This window comes from Nocardia canadensis (assembly GCF_032656385.1).
GTDB lineage: Bacteria > Actinomycetota > Actinomycetes > Mycobacteriales > Mycobacteriaceae > Nocardia > Nocardia canadensis.
In genome coordinates, this window is record NZ_JAVCWB010000004.1 from 1 (window position 1) to 15951 (window position 15951).

Genomic DNA, 15951 nt, shown 5'->3' on the forward strand with positions numbered 1-15951 from the left:
ACAGTGGACGCGAGCATCTTTGTTAGTAAGTGTTTAAGAGCGTACGGTGGATGCCTTGGCACCAGGAGCCGATGAAGGACGTAGGAGGCTGCGATAAGCCTCGGGGAGCTGTCAACCGAGCTGAGATCCGAGGATTTCCGAATGGGGAAACCCAGCACGAGTGATGTCGTGTTACCCGCATCTGAATATATAGGGTGTGTGGAGGGAACGTGGGGAAGTGAAACATCTCAGTACCCACAGGAAGAGAAAACAACAGTGATTCCGTGAGTAGTGGCGAGCGAAAGCGGATGAGGCTAAACCTCAAGCGTGTGATACCCGGCAGGGGTTGCGTTTGGGGTGTTGTGGGGTCATTCTTCTTGATTCTGCCGGATCAAGCGAGAGTAAGAAACCAATGTGTTAGTCGAAGTGGTCTGGAACGGCCTGCCATAGACGGTGATAGTCCGGTAGACGAAAACATGTTGGCTCTCGTGAGTGATACCCGAGTAGCAGCGGGCCCGTGAAATCTGCTGTGAATCTGCCGGGACCACCCGGTAAGCCTGAATACTCCCTGGTGACCGATAGCGGACTAGTACCGTGAGGGAAAGGTGAAAAGTACCCCGGGAGGGGAGTGAAATAGTACCTGAAACCGTGCGCTTACAATCCGTCAGAGCCTTCGTACTTGTGCGTGGGGTGATGGCGTGCCTTTTGAAGAATGAGCCTGCGAGTCATCGGTGTGTGGCGAGGTTAACCCGTGTGGGGTAGCCGTAGCGAAAGCGAGTCCGAATAGGGCGCCCTTTAGTCGCACATTATGGACCCGAAGCGGAGTGATCTACCCATGGCCAGGGTGAAGCGACGGTAAGACGTCGTGGAGGCCCGAACCCACTTAGGTTGAAAACTGAGGGGATGAGCTGTGGGTAGGGGTGAAAGGCCAATCAAACTCCGTGATAGCTGGTTCTCCCCGAAATGCATTTAGGTGCAGCGTCACGTGTTTCACGCCGGAGGTAGAGCTACTGGATGGCCTAGGGGGCCCACAAGCTTACCGAAGTCAGCCAAACTCCGAATGCCGGTGTGTGAGAGCGTGGCAGTGAGACTGCGGGGGATAAGCTTCGTAGTCGAGAGGGAAACAGCCCAGATCGCCGGCTAAGGCCCCTAAGCGTGTACTAAGTGGAAAAGGATGTGGGGTCGCTTAGACAACCAGGAGGTTGGCTTAGAAGCAGCCACCCTTGAAAGAGTGCGTAATAGCTCACTGGTCAAGTGATCCTGCGCCGACAATGTAGCGGGGCTCAAGTACACCGCCGAAGCCGCGGCATTTCAGCATTATCCTGCTTTCGAGCCAGGAGCTGGGATGGGTAGGGGAGCGTCCTGTGGCCGTGGAAGCAGCGGAGTGATCCAGCTGTGGAGGCCACGGGAGTGAGAATGCAGGCATGAGTAGCGAAAGACGAGTGAGAAACTCGTCCGCCGAATGACCAAGGGTTCCTGGGCCAGGTTAATCCGCCCAGGGTGAGTCGGGACCTAAGGCGAGGCCGACAGGCGTAGTCGATGGACAACGGGTTGATATTCCCGTACCCGTGTATCCGCGCCAAATATCGAATCAGTTGTGCTAAGTATCCAAAAGCGGATGGACCTCCTTCGGGAGGCCGGATGTGGCTGCATACGACCCTGGCTGTAGTAGGTAAGCGATGGGGTGACGCAGGAAGGTAGCTGGGCCAGGTGATGGAATACCTGGTGTAAGCCTGTAGGGCGTTGTGTAGGCAAATCCGCACAACATATAGCCTGAGAGGTGATGCGTAGCCGTTGTGGTGAATTCAGTGATCCTATGCTGCCGAGAAAAGCCTCTAGTGAGTTGGTACACGGCCCGTACCCCAAACCGACACAGGTGGTCAGGTAGAGAATACTAAGGCGATCGAGAGAACTGTGGTTAAGGAACTCGGCAAAATGCCCCCGTAACTTCGGGAGAAGGGGGACCTGCCCTGGTGACGAGTCTTGCACTCAGAGCTGGGGAAGGTCGCAGAGACCAGAGAGAAGCGACTGTTTACTAAAAACACAGGTCCGTGCGAAGTCGTAAGACGATGTATACGGACTGACGCCTGCCCGGTGCCGGAAGGTTAAGAGGACCGGTTAGCGCTTCGGCGCGAAGCTGAGAATTTAAGCCCCGGTAAACGGCGGTGGTAACTATAACCATCCTAAGGTAGCGAAATTCCTTGTCGGGTAAGTTCCGACCTGCACGAATGGCGTAACGACTTCTCTGCTGTCTCAACCACAGACTCGGCGAAATTGCATTACGAGTAAAGATGCTCGTTACGCGCGGCAGGACGAAAAGACCCCGGGACCTTCACTATAGCTTGGTATTGGTGTTCGGTACGGTTTGTGTAGGATAGGTGGGAGACTGTGAAGCTTGGACGCCAGTTCAGGTGGAGTCGTCGTTGAAATACCACTCTGATCGTATTGGACTTCTAACCTCGGACCATGATCTGGTTCAGGGACAGTGCCTGGTGGGTAGTTTAACTGGGGCGGTTGCCTCCCAAAATGTAACGGAGGCGCCCAAAGGTTCCCTCAGCCTGGTTGGCAATCAGGTGTCGAGTGCAAGTGCACAAGGGAGCTTGACTGTGAGAGTGACAGCTCGAGCAGGGACGAAAGTCGGGACTAGTGATCCGGCACCGGCAAGTGGAAGCGGTGTCGCTCAACGGATAAAAGGTACCCCGGGGATAACAGGCTGATCTTCCCCAAGAGTCCATATCGACGGGATGGTTTGGCACCTCGATGTCGGCTCGTCGCATCCTGGGGCTGGAGTAGGTCCCAAGGGTTGGGCTGTTCGCCCATTAAAGCGGCACGCGAGCTGGGTTTAGAACGTCGTGAGACAGTTCGGTCTCTATCCGCCGCGCGCGTTAGAAACTTGAGGAAGGCTGTCCCTAGTACGAGAGGACCGGGACGGACGAACCTCTGGTGTGCCAGTTGTTCCGCCAGGAGCACTGCTGGTTGGCTACGTTCGGAAGGGATAACCGCTGAAAGCATCTAAGCGGGAAGCCTGTTCCAAGATGAGGTTTCTCTCCCACTTGATGGGTTAAGGCCCCCTACAGACCATGGGGTTGATAGGCCGGAACTGGAAGCCAGGTAACTGGTGTAGGTGACTGGTACTAATAGGCCGAGGGCTTACTATCGAAGGTGTTACGCGTCCACTGTGCGGTATCTGAAACAACACACAGATCACCGAGACAACAATTATCTGCCCTTGGGGGTGGTTGGTTGTGGCTCTCTGTGTGACAGTTTCATAGAGTTACGGCGGTTATAGCGGTGGGGAAACGCCCGGTCCCATTCCGAACCCGGAAGCTAAGGCCACCTGCGCCGATGGTACTGCACTCGACAGGGTGTGGGAGAGTAGGACACCGCCGGAACATCATTGCGAAAGGCCCTCCAGCATTGCTGGAGGGCCTTTTTGCGTTCCCGGACAAGACCTCTCGGTAGCAGGCCGGCCCGGAGCGTGCCCCCGGAATCGGGGGATTGCATTCCGAGGCAACGATGTTTCACAAAACGGTCCCGCAGCGGGCGCCGGTCAGCCACCATGGTGCGACGTTGCTTCGGGAGGTCACCATGGATTGGTTGTTCACTCACAAGTCTCTGCGACGCGGCGCGGCCGCCCTCGTGTTGCCCGCCGCCCTGATCGGCGCGATAGCCACCGCCGCACCCGCGATCGCCGCACCCGCCCCCGACCCGCTCGCCGGCGTCGCCGACGGCATCGCGGGCGCGGCGAATTCGATTGCGGGCGTTGCCGGTATCGACTTGCCCGACACTTACGGCCCGGAGACCGCGATCGTGGTGCTCGGCTACGGTCTGCAGCCGGACGGCACCATGCGCGCCGAACTGTGCAACCGGCTGCACGCCGCCCTGGTCCAGGCGTTCATGTCGCCCTCCTCCCCGGTGATCGTCACCGGCGGCAACCCGCGCAACGGGGTCACCGAGGCGCAGGTGATGGCGGACTGGCTCAATATCCGCGGGGTCGCCCGGCACCGGATCTACACCGAGACCCAGGCGGGGTCGACGGTGCAGAACGCGGAGTTCTCCGCGAAGTTGATGGAAGCGCTCGGCGTGCACAAGGCCGTGCTCATCACCTCCGCCGACCATATGCGCCGCGCGCTGGACAACTTCATGGCGGCGGGCATTCCGGTGGTCGCGACGATGACACCGGAGGTCGCGCCGCTGTGGGCGCAGCCGTTCGGTGCCGGGGGTGAGCGATAGGCGCGCCGAAGTCGGTGGCGCGCACTACGATGCGTCTGGCGCTGTCGCGGGGTGTGATGACGCCTCGAGCGGACAGGGGTATGTGATGGACAGGCCTGCGTGGGCACCGGACGGCGTCGATATGCAGCAGCCGAGCCCGGCTCGGATGTATGACGCGCTGCTCGGCGGCTCGCACAACTTCGCCGTCGACCGGATGGCGGCGGAAATGGCGATCGAGCTGGTGCCCGATCTGCCCCGCCTCGCGCTGAGCAATCGGGCCTTCCTGCGCCGGGCGGTGCGGTTCATGCTCGACGCCGGGATTCGGCAGTTCCTCGACATCGGTTCGGGCATCCCCACCGCGGGCAATGTCCACGAGATCGTGCACGACATCGCTCCCGAGGCGCGGGTGCTCTATGTCGATATCGATCCGGTCGCCGTCGTCCACTCCCGGACGATTCTGGCGGGCCGGGAGCGGGCCGACGCGATCGAGGCCGATCTGCGCAAGTCCGACGATCTGATCGCCGAGGTGCGGGAGACCGGACTGATCGACTTCGATGAGCCCGTCGGGCTGCTGCTGATCGCGGTGCTGCATCTGGTGCAGGACGCCGACGATCCGGTCGGCAAGGTCGCCGCGCTGCGGGAGGCGGTCGCGCCCGGCAGTTTCATAGCCATTTCACATCTCACCTCGGAGATGCGGCCGGAGGATGCCGGTAAGCTGGGAGCGCACTCGGCGAACGAGACCAGGGTCGGGATCCAGTTCCGGTCCAGGGACGCGATCGTGGAGATGTTCGAGGGTTGGGGCATGGTTTCCCCCGGGGTTGTCGAGCTGCCGTCGTGGCGGCCGGAGTCCGAGCGGGATCAGCACGAGAAGCCTGGGCGTTCGCTCGGGTTGGCCGGAGTCGCGCGGAAGGAATGAGCCGTCGATCCGGCGGTGCTGCGAGATGACAGGGTGGACGCGTAGTGGGGTCGTGGGAGCTGGCGCAACGGTGGGCCGATGCCCTCGACGGCGTTGTCGCTCCCACACTCAACCGCTCCCAGATCGAGGAGATGCTGGCGGCGCTGTGCATCGGTCTGATCGAGGCGGCGCGCGGTGGCGAGGATCCCGATGTGGCCCGCCGTACGGCGCGGATGCTGGTCGCCGCCAACTACCGTGATCCGGCGGCGGTGAGCCGTTCGGTCCGGGTGATCTGTGTGGACCTGGTCGAGATCGCGGCCGACGGGCCGGACGATCCGCTGCTGCCGGAGATCAGGGAGCGCGCGATCGGCCTCGCCGCCGATTTCGCGGCGGGCTTCACCGCGGCCTTGCGCGCCGCGGCCCTGGCCGAGCAGGAGGCGACGCTGGCCGCCGTGCTCGCGGCGGCCAGCGAGGCCGAGAGCCGTCGCGCGCTGTCGGAGGCACGCTTCGAGGCCGTGTTCGACGGCGCCCTGGTCGGTATCGGCACCGTCGACATGACCGGGCGGGTGGTGAACTGCAACGCCACCATGGCCGAGATGCTCGGCCACACCCCGGAGACGATGCCGGGCCGGACGGTCGCCGATATCCTCGGCCCGCAGAATCTCAACGAGGCCTTCGTCGAGCTGCAGCGGATGGTCAGCGGTGAATCCGAGAGCTTCCGCACCGAGACCGAGCATCTGCACGACGACGGCGAGATCACCGTCATCGATCTGTCGATGTCGGCGGTGCGCGACGCCGACCGCAATATCCAGTTCCTGATCGGGGTGGCCGTCGACGTCACCGAGCGCAAACAGCTCGCCGACCGGCTGTGGCACGACGCCAATCACGACGCGCTGACCGGCCTGCCCAACCGGCCGCACCTGTTCAACCGGCTCGCCGACGCCGAACCGCCGATCGGGGTCTGCTATCTGGACCTGGACGGCTTCAAGGAGATCAACGATCTGTGGGGGCACACGGTCGGGGACCGGGTGCTGCGGGTGGTCGCCGACCGGATGCGCGACACCGTCCGTCCGCTGGAGGCGATGGCCGCCCGGATCGGCGGTGACGAGTTCCTGGTGCTGGTGGAGCAGTGCTCGGGCTCCGAGCAATTGTCGGTGCTGGCCGACGATCTGATGTCGGTGCTGACCGCGCCGCTCGAGGTGGACGGGCACATGCTCGCGGTGGGCGTGAGCGTCGGCGCGGCCTACTTCGACGAACTCCCCGGCGCGGTCGACGAATTGGTGCACGCGGCCGACGCCGCGATGTACCGGCACAAGCACGACACCCGCCGCTATCCGGCCCGGTAGCGGCCGGGCCGGACAGCCGGGCCCCGCTCAGGTGAGCTGGCGTTCCCGGTTCGCCGCGCGGGCCAGTGAGCGGTCGCGCTGTTCCTCGAAGCGCACGACGTCCTCGCGCAGCCGGTCCAGGAAGGCCGCGAGGTCCTCGCGGGCCCGCTCGCCGCGCGCGCCGAAATCGGTGCGTTCGAAGATGTTCCACTTGCGCAGCACCGGAAGCAGGACCTCCTCGAGGTGCTGGCGCAGATCGTAGATGCCGTGCTTGGCCATCAGGACGCCGTTGCGGCGCCAGCCCGGCATGCCCGCGCCGGGCATCTGGAAGCCCTGCACGATGGTGTTGATCGCCTCGATGGCCTGATCGGGTGCCAGGTCGAGCGCGGCCTCGCAGAGGTTGCGATAGAAGATCATGTGCAGGTTCTCGTCGGTCGCGATGCGGGCGAGCATGCGGTCGGCGATCGGGTCGTCGCAGACGCGACCGGTGTTGCGGTGGCTGACCCGGGTGGCCAGTTCCTGGAAGGTCACGTAGGCGACCGAGTACAGCAGGCCCGCCACGGACGCGGAGCGCAGATCGACATCGCCCGCCTTGGCCTCGACGACGGCCATCGCCGAGTATCCGTTGGTCATATGGATCATCCTGGCCTGCTCCAGAGCGACCGGGTCGACGCCACGGGTGACGACCAGATAGTCGCGGAGCACGATGCCGTGCCGGTTCTCCTCGGCGGTCCACCGGCCCACCCAGGTGCCCCAGGCGCCGTCCTTGGAGAAGTTCTCGGCGATCTCCCGGTGGTAGGACGGGAGATTGTCCTCGGTGAGCAGATTGGTGATCATCGCCGCCTTGGCGAGTTCACTGAGCTGGGATTGTTCGGGGTCCCAATCGATTCCGCCCATCGCGGCGAAGTTGCGGCCCTGCTCCCACGGGACATAGTCGTGGGGATGCCAGTCCTTCGCCATCGACAGGTGGCGGTCGACGTTGCTCGCGGCGACCGGTTCGAGTTCGATGAGCAGTTCCAGTTGGGTGAGGTTCCTGGCCACGCTCGTGCCCTTTCCATGAAGTGAAAAGCAAGAGTTGCGCTGGTCCGGTAGTGTTGCCCGTCGTCGCCGGGTGCTCTGGGTCGAATGCGACCCACCGACAATAGACCCGGCGCATCGCGCCTCCGAACGACACGGTGCGGCAGCGCCTGTTTCTGAATTTGGGCGCGTCGCGGCGCCTGCATATACGCTCCACCAGTTCAGCTCCATCAGCGGTTCCCGATCAGTCGTGGCATAGCTAGAGAGAGTGAGCGAAAAATATGACGGACATCGTGGTCACGAGCCTGGCGGCGACCACGTCGATCGCGGGCGACGTCGACTCGACCTGGAAGGGTCTGCTCAACGGCGAAAGCGGTATCGACGTCCTGGAGGACTCCTTCATCGACGATTTCGAGTTGCCGGTGCGGATCGGTGGCCACCTGAAGGTCTCCCCGGCTGCCTCGCTCACCCGCGAGGAGGCGCGCAGGCTGTCCTATGTCGAGCAGATGGCCGTGGTCCTCGGTCGCGAGGTGTGGCGCAACGCGGGCAGCCCCGAAGTGGACCGCGACCGGCTCGGTGTCTCGGTCGGCACCGGGCTCGGCGGCGCGGAATCCCTGATCTACGCCCGCGACAAGCTCGGCAACGGCGGCTACCGCAAGGTCTCGCCGCTGACCGTGCAGGCCATCATGCCCAACGGTCCCGCGGCCTGCGTCGGCATCGAATTGGGCGCGCGCGCCGGTGTTTCCACGCCGGTGTCGGCCTGTTCGTCGGGCTCGGAGGCGATCGCCAACGCGTGGCGGATGATCGTGATGGGCGATGCCGACATGGTGGTGACCGGCGGGGTCGAGGGCTCGATCCAGGCGGTGCCGATCGCGGCCTTCACCCAGATGCGCGCGATGAGCACGCGCAACAGCGATCCCAAGGCGGCCTCGCGGCCGTTCGACAAGGACCGCGACGGGTTCGTCTTCGGCGAGGCCGGCGCGATGATGGTGATCGAGACCGAGGAGCACGCCAAGGCGCGCGGCGCGACCATCCACGCGCGGCTGCTCGGTGCCGGGGTCACCTCCGACGGATTCCACCTCGTCGCACCGGATCCCGAGGGCACCGGGGCGGCGCGCGCGATGACGCGGGCCATGCAGACCGGCGGGATCAGCCGCACCGACGTCACCCACATCAACGCGCACGCGACCGCGACGCCCATCGGCGACACCGCCGAGGCCAACGCGATCGGCAAGGCGATCGGCTCGCACGCGTCGGTGTACGCGCCCAAGTCGGCGCTCGGGCACTCGATCGGCGCGGTCGGCGCGCTCGAGGCGGTGCTGACCGTGCTCAGCGTGCGCGACGGCATCGTGCCGCCCACCCTGAACCTGGACAACCAGGACCCCGAGATCGATCTGGACGTGGTCTCCGGCGAGGCCAGGCGTGGCCGGATCGACTACGCGGTGAACAACTCCTTCGGATTCGGCGGGCACAACGTCGCCGTCGCCTTCGGGCGGTATTGACGATTGCCACGCGCGCGCCCGGTACTGTGCCGGGCGCTTGCGAGTTCTTCTTTGTTCGGCGTCATTGCACGAGTGCAGCCTCTCGGCGAGGCATTGTGCGTTGAAAAGGATAGGGAATGATCGGCGAGACTTTCGACGACTATGTGGACGAACTGGGCAATATCCGGATTCCCGGTGACCAGACCCTGATCGACTTCGTCGACAAACACAGCGAGGCCAACGGCGACGATCTGGCCTACCGCTTCATCGACTATTCGCGGGAGCGGGAGGGCGAATACCAGGAGCTGACCTGGCGGGAATTCGGCGTCCGGCTGCGGGCGGTGGCCGCGCGGTTGCAGCAGGTGACCGAGCCCGGTGACCGGGTCGCGGTGCTGGCGCCACAGGGCCTGGACTACGTCGTCGCGCTGTTCGCGGCGGTGTACGCGGGGAATGTGGCTGTGCCGCTGTTCGATCCGGAGGAGCAGGGGCACAGCGACCGCCTGCACGCGGTGCTCGGCGACTGCGAGCCGGCGGCGGTACTCACCGTCGGCAGCGCGGCCGCCGGGGTCCGCAACTTCTTCCGCGAGCAGCCTGCCGCGCAACGGCCCAGGATCATCGCGGTCGAGGCGATCCCGGACACGGTCGGCACGCGGTGGCGCAGGCCCGACATCAATATCGACAGCGTCGCCTATCTGCAGTACACCTCGGGTTCGACCCGGGTGCCCGCCGGCGTGGAGATCACCCACCGCGCCGTCGGCACCAATCTGCTGCAGATGATCGACGCCATCGGCATCACCGAGAACGCGCGCGGGGTCACCTGGCTGCCGCTGTTCCACGACATGGGGCTGCTGACGGTGATCCTGCCGACGATCGGCGGCAAGTTCATCACCATCATGTCGCCGAGCGCGTTCGTGCGCAGGCCGTCGCGCTGGATCAAGGAGCTGGCCGCCCAGGCCGACGGTGCCGAGATCTACTCGGCGGCACCGAACTTCGCGTTCGAGCACGCGGCGGTGCGCGGGCTGCCCAAGGGCGACGAATCGCTGGACCTGTCGAATGTGATCGGTCTGATCAACGGCAGCGAGCCGGTGTCGGTGGCCTCGATGCGCAAGTTCAACGAGGCGTTCGCGCCGTACGGGCTGTCCAAGACCGCGATCAAGCCGTGCTACGGCATGGCCGAGGCGACGCTGTTCGTCTCGGCGACCCGGCGCGACGACCAGGCGCGGGTGGTCTACGTCGATCGCGGACAGCTCAACGCGGGCCGGATGGTGGAGGTCGACGAGCACGCCGCCGACGCGGTCGCGCAGGTGTCGTGCGGGTATGTCGCGCGGTCGCAGTGGGCGGTGATCGTCGACCCGGAGACCGGCATCGAACGCCGCGAGGGCGAGGTCGGTGAGATCTGGCTGCACGGCGACAACATGGGCATCGGGTACTGGGGCAGGCCGGGGGAGACCGCCGAGACCTTCCACAACCGGGTGATCGCCCGTACGCCCGTCGGCAGCCGGGCCGAGGGCGCGCCCGACGACGCGCGGTGGATGCGCACCGGCGACTTCGGCGCGTACCACGACGGCGAGCTGTTCATCACCGGCCGGGTCAAGGACCTGGTGATCGTCGACGGCCGCAATCACTATCCGCAGGATCTCGAGTACTCGGCCCAGGAGGCGAGCACCGCGTTGCGGCCCGGGTTCATCGCGGCGTTCTCGGTGCAGGCGGGGCAGTTGCCCGCGGCCGTGCTCGCGGCGGGCGGGATCACCGACGAGATGGCCGAGGCGCTGGTCGTCGTCGCCGAACGTGGCACGGGCGCGGCCAAACTCGACCCGGGGCCGATCGTGGACACGGTGCGGGCGGCGATCGCGCGCAGGCACGGTGTGACGGTGCGCGACCTGCTGCTGGTGCCCGCGGGCTCGATCCCGCGCACATCGAGCGGCAAGATCGCCCGGCGGGCCTGCAAGGCGGCCTATCTGGACGGCACGCTGCGCGGTGGGCACCGGCAGGACGCCTACCCGGACGCGCCGGAGGAGTGAGCCGGTTCGGCCACCGGGGTGCCGGTGGCCGAACCGCGGTGCCACCGTGGTCAGTTGACGCAGGGGATGGTGCTGCCGATGGTGGTGGTGACCGGCTTTCCCGCGTCGGGCAGCGGTGTGGTCGAGCCGCCGGGAACGGTGGTCGTCGGGGTCGCGGACGTTGTCGTGGTGGTCGGTGTCAGTTCGGTGGGCAGGGTGAAGTCGGCGCCGACGACCACGCGGACGTGGCCGGCCGCGAGCGTGGTGGACGCGGAAACCGGTAGCCCGCCCAGGGTTTCGGCGAGCGTTTCGGCATCGGCGGCCGCACCGGGGCCATAGGTGACAGACGAGGTGGGGCTGTCGTCGGCGGTCCCGTTGCCGATCTCGCCGGCCCGGTAGCCGCGGGCGGTCAGTGCGGCCGACAGGGTCGCGGCTTGGCCAGCGACGCCACCGACATTGTGCACATCGACGACGCTGGCCGGGATCGGCGCCGTGGTGGTGGTTTTCGGTGCTTCCTGCCCGAAGGCGGCCTGGACCTCCCGTTTGATCGCGGCCGGGTCGACGATATTGACATCCTGGCCGTCGATCACGTCGTAGCGCACCACCGGCAGCGTGCGGAACTCCACCGGCAGCGACTCCGCGGCGCCCAGCTCACGGGCGAAGTCGAACAGATTCCAGCCGTCGGAGAGCACCACGTCCTTGTGCGCGACATCCATCAGCGCCGAGAGCCTGCTCAGATTGCCGAGCGTGCCGGAGTCCTTGAGCGACTTGGCCACCGAGGTCAGGAAGGCCTGCTGGCGGTGCGTGCGATCGAGGTCGCCGTTGCGCAGCCCGTGGCGCTGCCGGACGAACGCGAGCGCGTCGGAGCCGTCCAGATGCTGACGGCCCGCCGGGAACACCGCGCCGGAGAACGCGCTGTCGTCGACCGCGTTGTTCAGACACACGTCCACGCCGCCGACCGCGGTCGCCAGGTCGTAGAACCCGGCCAGCGAGATCTCGGCGAACCGATCGATCGGCACGCCGACCAGATTGCGCACGGTCGACACGATCGAGGCGCGGCCCGCCTCCCGGCCGCGCCGCTCCAGCACCACCGGGTCCTTCTCGCCCTGTTCGATCAACTTCGCCTGGACCGCGGCCTTCTTCAGGCCGTAGGCCTCCTTGATCTTGACCTGTGAATAGCCCGGGATGCCCGAGACCGGGACGTAGTCGTCGCGCGGGATGGAGAACGCGACGATCTTGCGCAGATCGGCCGGGATGTGCAGCAGGATCAGCGAGTTCGCGTTGTAGCCGCCGTCGGTGCCGTCGCCGGCGTGCAGCTGGTCGAGGATCTCCTTGGGCAGGTCGTTGCCGTCGAGGTCCTTGCGGGTGTCCAGGCCGATCAGCAGGATGTTGACGTCACCACCGCGCGAGCGCGGCGCGTCCTCGCCGAGAGCGGTGGAATGGGTGAAGCCGGAGTCGAAGTCCTGCTTGGCCGACCAGGCCAGGCCGGTGCCGGTGAGCACGGCCAGCGCGGTCGTCGCCCCGAGCATCCTGGCCATGATCAGCGCGGCGCGACGGAAGCCGCCGCGACGGGCGCTGGGGTCGGCGTGGCGGGTCTGCCTGCCGATTCGCTGTGGTCCATATCCGGGGGTGTCCCGGCGCGGTGGACGTGCCGGGGTGTCGTGTCTTCGGTTCACCGCAGTGCGCTACCTGCCTGCCACTGTTCCCACGGAACGCTCCAGTCGCCGTTCTGCCACACCTCGAGCGGGGCGCCGCCGGTGTTGCGGATCTCCACCACGTCGCCGGGCTGGGCGAAGTCGTAGAACCATTTCGCGTTCTCGCCGCTGAGGTTGAGGCAGCCGTGCGAGACGTTGGTGTTGCCCTGCGCCCAGACGGTGTCGTCGAGTTGATGCAGGTAGATGCCGTCGGTGCTGATCCTGGTCGCCCAGCCGATGCTCTCCTTGTAGCCCAGCCGGGAGTTGACCGGAAGGCCGTAGGTGGAGGAATCCATGATCACCGGATTGGCCTTGTCCATCACGGTGTAGGTGCCCGGCTGGGTCCAGAAGGTGATGGTCTTGCCCGCGACCACCTCACTGCCGCCCATTCCCATCGAGGTGGGCATGGTGCGGATCAGCGTGCCGTTCTCGTAGACCCGCACCTGCTTGTCGTTGTCGTCGACGATCGAGACGTGCGAGGGGCCGATGGTGAAGCTGGTCTCGGTGTCCTCCTGGCCGTACAAGCCGCCGCCGAGGTCCTTGCCGTAGATGTCGGCGGCGAGGGTGACCTTGGTGCCGGGGGCGTAGTAGTTCTGTGGCCGCCAGTGCGCGTTGCGGTCGTCGAGCCAGTACCAGGAGCCGGTGACCGGCGGGTCGGTGGTGACGCTGAGATGCTGCTGCGCGGTGGCCCGGTCGGGGACGTCCTCGTCGAAGTGCGCGACGACGACGGTGCCGACGCCGTAGCTGCCCGAGGGGGCGAGCGCGGCGCCGCCGGTGGTCCGGAAATACACCTTCGTCTGGTTGTTGGGCGCGAGGGTCGAGAACGACGAGGTGATCGGTCCCACCGTGCCCGTGACGGTGAGCGCTTCGGCGCCGACGGTATAGGTGTGGCCGTAGCCGAGTGGCTCGGCGGGCTTCCACGCGGTCTGATCAGGGGTGAAGATGCCCTCGACGGCGCGGCCCTGCTCGTTGGTCATGGTGACCGAGGTCAGCTTGCCGTCGCTGGTGCTGACCCGCACCGGCGCGAGCGGGTCGACCTCGGTCGCGCCCGCCGCTGGGGCGACGGTGATGACCGGGTCGGGCGGGGCGGTGGACTCGGTTCCCGAGTCGGTGGCCGTGCCGCTACACGCCGCGACGAGCAGCGCGAGCCCGGCAGCGAGCCCGGCCCGGAAACGACGTCCTGACATTCGCCCTCCCTGTGCCCGGTGCCCGATCAGCCCTGCAAGCCGACCTCGACGTCGAGTGAGATCGTGATCTTGTCGCCGATCACGGCGCCGCCGTTGGCCATCGGCATCTCGGTGGTGATGCCGAAGTCGCGGCGGTTGATGGTGGTGGTCGCGGTGAAGCCGGCGACCGGAGCCTCGGTCATGCCGGGGCCGGCGCCGAGGAACTCCACGGACAGGGTGACCGGGCGGGTGGTGCCGCGGATGGTGAAGTCGCCGGTGACGTCGAATTCGGTGCCGCTGGGCCGGAAGCCGGTGGCCTTGAAGGTGGCGAGCGGGTAGTGCGCTACGTCGAAGAAGTCGGCGGTGGCCAAGTGGGCGTCACGCTGCGGGTTGTCGGTGGTGACCGAGTCGACCTGGATCTCGACGTCGGCGTCGGCGGCACCGTCGGGATGGATGACGAGCGTGCCGGCGAAGATCGTGAATCGGCCGCGCACCTTGCTCACCATCAGATGCCGTACGGAGAATTCCAGGGCTGAGTGGCTGGGGTCGATGACCCAGGTCCCCGCGGACAGTCCCTTGGTAGGTGCCGACATGATCTCTCCTCACTGAGCGGACCGGCCCGACGGCCGACGTGACGTGAAGCGATGACGGCACCCAGCCTAACCCCGCGTCAGTCCTCGCTGCTGGTGCGATCGCCGAGGAACCGCAGCAGCGCCGGGTCGGTGGAGGTGAATCGGTCGACTTCCTGACCGCCCGTGCACTCGAACAGGCCGATGGTCACCGAGCCGGTGCGACGGGCCAGCACCCGCCAGATCGCGCCGGAATCCGTCCAGCGCCGCAGAGTCTCGATCGGGTTCACGCCCGTGGCTCGCGGTAGTTCGCGGCGACCAGCGCCAGGCAGGCCGCGGCGATCAGCGCGACCACCAGATACATGGCCGGATAGCCGAAGCCGAAGCCGCCGTGCAGGGCCGACAGGACGGCGGGCACGCCGAAGCCGAGATAGCTCACCGAGTAGAACACCGCGTTCAGACCGGCCAGGTCGCCGGGGCCCGCGATCCGCTCGATCTGCTGGAGCCCGGCGACCAGGCCGATGCCGTAGCCGCTGCCGAGCACGACGGCGGTCAGCAGCGTTACCGGGATGCTCAGGGTGGCCGCGGTCCAGGACGCCAGCACCATGCCCGCGGTGAGCAGCACCAGGGCGACGACCGCGGCCCGCGCGGTGCCCGGCCGGTCGATCCGGCGTGCGACCGACTGGATGGTGAAACCGCAGCCCAGCGTCACCATGGTGACCAGCGCGGAGAAGGCGATCGGGGCGTCCTGCACGCGGGGCAGCATGAGCGTCGGCAGCACGGCGTAGGCGGTCGCGTTGGCGGTGAACAGCCACAGCGCGATCGGCACCGCGACCCGCAGGAACCGGCGATGGCCCGCGGCGGGAATCCTCAGATCGTCGCGCAGCCTGCCCGGATTCGGCTGTCGGGTGACCGTTTCCGGTGACCTGGCCAGCCAGAGCGAGGTCGCGACGCACAGCACCGCGTTGACGAGATAGGCGGTGGAATCGGGCAGCGGGCCCCACTGCGCCAGCACCCCGGCCACGCCGGCCCCGAGCGCGAAACCCGCGGTCAGGCTCATCGCCGAGCGGCGCGCGCCGACGCCGGCGGCGGCCGCGGCGTAGGGCGGCTGGGACAGTTCCTTGAGCCAGCTGCCGCCGACCGCCATGGCCAGGCCGAGCGCGACGCCGCACAGCATCCGGCCCGCCGCCAGCATCGGAACCGAGGCGGCGCCCGCCGCGAGCAGCAGCGATCCGGCGGCCGCGATCAGCGGGGCGGGCAGCATCAGCGGGCGACGGCCGAACCGGTCCGAGAGCGGGCCGCCGATGAGCAGCGCGGGCACGATGCCGAGGACGTAGTAGAACAGCAGCAGATCGACCGCCGTCAGCGGCAGGCCGTGGTTCTTGTACATCACCAACAGCGGCGTGAACTCGTTGCCGCCCCATGCGATCGCGACCATCGCCGCGGAAACGCCGAGCCAGGCGCGCGTGCGCGTGCCGGTGACAGCACCGGGCCGTTCGCTGGTGAGAATCGCCATCACAGGCCCTTTCCGTCGTGCGCGCACCGGGGCACGCTCACGGGGCGAATGGTGGCAACCGGTCTCATTTTAGGCGGGGCCGATCGCTGTACTACGG

Annotated in this window: 11 protein-coding genes and 2 rRNA genes; 7 read left to right on the forward strand and 6 right to left on the reverse strand. The window is 66.4% G+C overall.

Annotation, left to right across the window (positions count from 1 at the left end):
* The first annotated feature begins 23 nt into the window (after positions 1–23).
* From Q7X29_RS08705 to Q7X29_RS08725, 5 genes are all read left to right on the forward strand, one after another.
* Positions 24–3137 (forward strand): 23S ribosomal RNA (locus Q7X29_RS08705).
* A gap of 117 nt (positions 3138–3254) precedes the next feature.
* Positions 3255–3371, forward strand: a 5S ribosomal RNA gene (rrf, locus tag Q7X29_RS08710).
* Positions 3372–3576: 205 nt separating this feature from the next.
* Positions 3577–4212, forward strand: coding sequence for a YdcF family protein (locus tag Q7X29_RS08715; protein WP_316573752.1), 636 nt, complete (start codon positions 3577–3579; stop codon positions 4210–4212).
* An 85-nt stretch (positions 4213–4297) separates the two neighbouring features.
* Positions 4298–5107 (forward strand): SAM-dependent methyltransferase, encoded by an 810-nt coding sequence (locus tag Q7X29_RS08720; protein WP_218716584.1) that lies wholly within the window; start codon positions 4298–4300, stop codon positions 5105–5107.
* A 44-nt stretch (positions 5108–5151) separates the two neighbouring features.
* The gene (locus tag Q7X29_RS08725; protein WP_316573753.1) at positions 5152–6432 is read left to right on the forward strand and encodes a sensor domain-containing diguanylate cyclase; all 1281 of its coding nucleotides are present in this window, start codon (positions 5152–5154) and stop codon (positions 6430–6432) included.
* 27 nt (positions 6433–6459) lie between these two features.
* Here Q7X29_RS08725 and Q7X29_RS08730 read toward each other — a convergent pair whose 3' ends face one another.
* Positions 6460–7452, reverse strand: a complete 993-nt coding sequence (locus tag Q7X29_RS08730; RefSeq protein WP_316573754.1) for an acyl-ACP desaturase — start codon at positions 7450–7452, stop codon at positions 6460–6462.
* 257 nt (positions 7453–7709) lie between these two features.
* On the opposite strand from Q7X29_RS08730, the gene Q7X29_RS08735 reads away from it, so the two are divergent.
* Together Q7X29_RS08735 and fadD32 are read left to right on the forward strand one after the other, a co-directional pair.
* Positions 7710–8930: a KasA/KasB family beta-ketoacyl-ACP synthase gene (locus Q7X29_RS08735; protein ID WP_218716581.1), complete on the forward strand. Its 1221-nt coding sequence runs from the start codon at positions 7710–7712 to the stop codon at positions 8928–8930.
* Between the two features lie 116 nt (positions 8931–9046).
* Positions 9047–10930: a long-chain-fatty-acid--AMP ligase FadD32 gene (gene fadD32 / locus Q7X29_RS08740; protein ID WP_218716580.1), complete on the forward strand. Its 1884-nt coding sequence runs from the start codon at positions 9047–9049 to the stop codon at positions 10928–10930.
* Between the two features lie 50 nt (positions 10931–10980).
* Here the strand turns inward: fadD32 and Q7X29_RS08745 are convergent, their stop codons facing one another.
* From Q7X29_RS08745 to Q7X29_RS08765, 5 genes are all read right to left on the reverse strand, one after another.
* Complete coding sequence (locus tag Q7X29_RS08745; RefSeq protein WP_218716579.1) at positions 10981–12585, reverse strand: LCP family protein; 1605 nt, start codon at positions 12583–12585, stop codon at positions 10981–10983.
* Positions 12582–13790 (reverse strand): L,D-transpeptidase, encoded by a 1209-nt coding sequence (locus tag Q7X29_RS08750; RefSeq protein WP_316573755.1) that lies wholly within the window; start codon positions 13788–13790, stop codon positions 12582–12584. The genes Q7X29_RS08745 and Q7X29_RS08750 overlap by 4 nt, the downstream gene beginning before the upstream one ends.
* Before the next feature lie 26 nt (positions 13791–13816).
* Entirely contained in the window at positions 13817–14362 is a 546-nt protein-coding gene (locus Q7X29_RS08755) for a YceI family protein (RefSeq protein ID WP_316573756.1), read from the reverse strand.
* A gap of 77 nt (positions 14363–14439) precedes the next feature.
* Positions 14440–14628 (reverse strand): hypothetical protein, encoded by a 189-nt coding sequence (locus Q7X29_RS08760; protein ID WP_316573757.1) that lies wholly within the window; start codon positions 14626–14628, stop codon positions 14440–14442.
* Positions 14625–15854 carry an MFS transporter gene (locus tag Q7X29_RS08765; protein ID WP_218716575.1) on the reverse strand — a complete coding sequence of 410 codons (1230 nt, stop codon included), beginning with the start codon at positions 15852–15854 and terminating at the stop codon, positions 14625–14627. Before Q7X29_RS08765 ends, Q7X29_RS08760 begins: the two co-directional genes overlap by 4 nt.
* Positions 15855–15951 lie beyond the last annotated feature (97 nt).

What these genes read in the sequence shown, in the direction of transcription:
- Q7X29_RS08750 (WP_316573755.1), bottom strand. Translation starts at nt 13,790, where the DNA reads ATGTCAGGACGTCGTTTCCGGGCCGGGCTCGCTGCCGGGCTCGCGCTG.
- Q7X29_RS08765 (WP_218716575.1), bottom strand. Translation starts at nt 15,854, where the DNA reads ATGGCGATTCTCACCAGCGAACGGCCCGGTGCTGTCACCGGCACGCGC.
- Q7X29_RS08755 (WP_316573756.1), bottom strand. Translation starts at nt 14,362, where the DNA reads ATGTCGGCACCTACCAAGGGACTGTCCGCGGGGACCTGGGTCATCGAC.
- Q7X29_RS08720 (WP_218716584.1), top strand. Translation starts at nt 4,298, where the DNA reads ATGGACAGGCCTGCGTGGGCACCGGACGGCGTCGATATGCAGCAGCCG.
- Q7X29_RS08735 (WP_218716581.1), top strand. Translation starts at nt 7,710, where the DNA reads ATGACGGACATCGTGGTCACGAGCCTGGCGGCGACCACGTCGATCGCG.
- fadD32 (WP_218716580.1), top strand. Translation starts at nt 9,047, where the DNA reads ATGATCGGCGAGACTTTCGACGACTATGTGGACGAACTGGGCAATATC.